The organism is Lentzea alba, from assembly GCF_047445655.1.
Taxonomy (GTDB): Bacteria; Actinomycetota; Actinomycetes; order Mycobacteriales; family Pseudonocardiaceae; genus Lentzea; species Lentzea alba_A.
In genome coordinates this window covers 1-3,328 of the sequence record NZ_JAJAEG010000085.1, presented here as the reverse complement: position 1 = coordinate 3,328, position 3,328 = coordinate 1, and the positions used below count along the sequence as shown (strand labels likewise).

General features: G+C 60.8%; 2 protein-coding genes and 1 pseudogene. 2 read left to right on the top strand and 1 reads right to left on the bottom strand.

The features are described 5' to 3' along the window. A partial coding sequence (locus tag LFM09_RS49925; RefSeq protein WP_414103703.1) for a hypothetical protein occupies positions 1-347 on the top strand: 347 nt, incomplete at its 5' end. Positions 348-1,602: 1,255 nt separating this feature from the next. Here LFM09_RS49925 and LFM09_RS49920 read toward each other — a convergent pair. Then, positions 1,603-1,989, bottom strand: coding sequence for a peptidase inhibitor family I36 protein (locus LFM09_RS49920; RefSeq protein ID WP_414103704.1), 387 nt, complete (start codon positions 1,987-1,989; stop codon positions 1,603-1,605). A 1,141-nt stretch (positions 1,990-3,130) separates the two neighbouring features. On the opposite strand from LFM09_RS49920, the pseudogene LFM09_RS49915 reads away from it, so the two are divergent. Beyond that, positions 3,131-3,328: pseudogene (locus LFM09_RS49915) on the top strand (IS5/IS1182 family transposase); the annotation flags it as partial.

The following is a 3,328-nucleotide window of genomic DNA, read 5'->3' as shown; positions in this document are numbered from 1 at the left end:
GCGACCCCACCCGCCACACCCGCCGACTCGTCGCCCAGCTCCACCTGCACCCCACCCGCGACATCGTCCACGTGACATCAGGCGCCGGCCACCCCGACACCGGCATAGCCCACGACTCCTCGAACGTACTACGCCAACTGGGTCACATCGGCGGCTTCTACGCCCCCACCGGAAGAATTGCCTACCTCATGGCCGCCAACGACGGGCAATCCTGGCACGGCGTGACAGCAACCAGCGACAGCCATGGAAACCCCATACCTGGCACATTCCTCAACACCCTCCCTGCTATTTCATCCACCATCACCCGACCTGCACCCTGGGCAGTTTCTGCAGTCAACGATGACTAGCGCACACCAAGAGAGGGGACGCAAGCCGTCAATTGTATTCTACTCGGCAGATGGCCTGGCCACAAAACGTGCACCAGAAAGTCCCATTCCCCATCAGAAGCAGATTTGGAGGCTTGCCGTGAAGCCGGAGTCGGTAGGCGCGAGCCGGACAGCAGAAAAGATCTTCGTAGAAAGGAACAACTGGGCACTGCTGGTGGATCCCGCCTAGATCCTTCGAAGTGTCGACGAGGCACCGCCTCCAAATGCAATGGCAGGACGATGGCTGCTGGACGAGAATGGGAAGCTCGGCTTCTTCCAAGGAAATCCCGACTATGTTCCTCTCGTTGAGGGCGGAGCTGCCGACCCCGTCGATGCCGTACTGCTCCTGATTGCACGCGGGGAGGTATCGATAGATGCGCTGATCCCGACGCTTCGAAACTCCTACGTGCAGCTTGCGGTGACTTCGGACGGCCCAGGAACTGCTTGTCGGCCCGGCCCCTAACGGTGCACCGTGTATAGCGGTCACGACAGCCGCTCTGCATCGCAAGCGCGTGTCACATGAAAGCTGGAAGGACGTAGCGGTGGATGATTTGATCGAAATCATTCCCCGAAGGAATCGACATCCTTCTGAACCTCGGAAGCCCCTCACGGTTTCGCCTCGTGTCCGAGGCAGTGCGGCTCAGTTGCGCCGAGGATCCGGAGAACGCGAAACGGACGGTTTAACGACCGCTCGAAGGCGTCCTGCACCGGCTCAAGCGACCGACACTGAGCCCGCCCAACTCTCAGGCGGACCGCCATGAGGTCCACAGAATTGCCCTGCACGGCAACCCGGTACTCGTCGAGTAGGACGGACGCCTTGTGCTTGGTTCGAGAGCTAAGGGCCCCGGCCGCTGCACATCTGCGCGTGCGGCGAGTGCTGCCACAATCGTTCGGTGTCCACCGAGCCGGACCCCGTGCGCGGCTCGATCGTCGGTGTTACGTCCTGGCAGCCCCGCGCACCGCTCGCTCGTGCATTCGTGTTGACGAGGATGAGACGTCCCGGCTTGATCCGCACCGAACTGTCGGAGAACCTGGCTGCCCCACTCAACGGGCTTGATTGATCGGCCGAGCCAACCACGCGATGCAGTCTCGAACGTGGCGGGACGAGCGCAAATTGGGGTGGCCGGGCGGTCCGGGTTGAGGTGAGCGTTGCCTCAGATCGGCGCCGCACCAGTTGGGGAATCTGGTCCTTAGGTGCGCGATCGCGCACCTAAGGACTTGGAGATCCTATATCGGCTCAAGCCCTGAACGAGCTGATTCTGTCGTTGATCCAATAGGGAACGCTAGCCCACCGCTCGTATGGCCCCACGCAGAATTGGAGGCCCCTGAAATTGTTGTCCGAGTAGAAGCAGATTCGGTATGGCGTGTTGTTCACAAGGGAGGAGGTGATATCTTGCATCCCCTTCCATCCGAAGTACTGATTCTCGAGTTTTCCTAGATCCTCGAGCCGGATGGTGTCCAGGCCTGCTGATCCGAACTTGTTGACCTTGGGGCCGTTCCTGAAATCAGCGTTTCCCCACAGGCAAACCGAATAGTCGCATCGAGGGCCATCGCCAATGGGGGCCTTGCTCTGCGCGCTGGCGCTGGGAGTAAACGCGACCAATGCACTGATGGCAAGCAACACGGCGGCTGCATGGAGTCTTAACTTGAGCACGGTTCCAGACCTTCCGTTCTGTATGCATATTTTCAACTGAGTGACAGATAAATGTCAAGAGCCACTAAACGTGTGCAGACTCAGAGATGTCGAGCATGCAAGCACGTATTGCTCGCTCGGTTTGCTGTGGATGCCCGATGGGGCATAAGGAGTGGTGGCGCACGGTTGTTTTCAGGTATGTTCCACGGACGCAGGGGTCGAATTCCTGGTTAGTGAGCGCTTTGTGTTGAGGCTGCGCGAGCGTGACTTCGGTCTGTGCGGTGAACAGGCTGTGGTCGCTCAGCACGACCACTCCCGGCGAGGGAGGCAACAGCGCGCCATGTGTAGCCGCCAATCAGTCCGACGACGAGTGTGGCGACCGCGGCGCCGACCATCGAAACGTTGCGCCGCAACTTGGTTCGGTGCGCCTCGCCGAGGGCTCGGTCGGCATCCATCGATGGTGGAGGGCTGCTCGTCGCCAGCACGTACTCGAAAACACTCTTGAGGTCTTGTTCGTCCATGGAGTCCTCTCGTCGCCGTACCAGAGTTCTGCAGCTTGGCAGCTGAATGTCGATGAGTCACGCTATTGAGGAGCAATGCGGAGCCGGGAAATGAAGGCAGTCAGGCCGAAGGTGGCGGCCATGACATATGTTTGGAACTGTTGGGTGCGGCTGTTTCGCCCTCGTTGGTATCGGTGCGCAGTCACCTTGTAAGCTTCGGTCGCCAAGAACAAGCACCCTGGACGCGTTAACGCACGATTGGGCAGAATACTCTGCACCAACGCACGGGTGGAGCGACCGGGTTTTGGATGTTGTCCCGCATGCGGACGTGGTGGGGCCTCGGTGACGTCTTCGGCTGTGTGGTGCGCCGAGTCGTGGTCATCGCCGGCGGGCAGTANGCGACCGGGTTTTGGATGTTGTCCCGCATGCGGACGTGGTGGGGCCTCGGTGACGTCTTCGGCTGTGTGGTGCGCCGAGTCGTGGTCATCGCCGGCGGGCAGTACTGGTGCCGCGCCGGAGTCGTCCGGTTCGATCTCTGTCGAACCGGACGACTCACGTGCTGAATCGAGATCCAAGAAGCCGAACTAAAGGATGTCCCGTAACGCCGTCTTGCCGCGATCGATGATCTTGGTGTGGATCAGGTGATCAGGGCGGATCGGCCGGAGTGGGTGCCGGTGTTCACGGGTTTGTCGGTGCGGGTGTTTCGCGAGCTTGTGCGGGTCGTGGCCGGTCGGGGTGGTGAGCAGGCCGGCACCGGCCGGCGGTGGGGTTTGCCGCTGGCGGACCGGGTGTTGCTGGTGGCGGTGTACTACCGGACGAATCTGACGTTG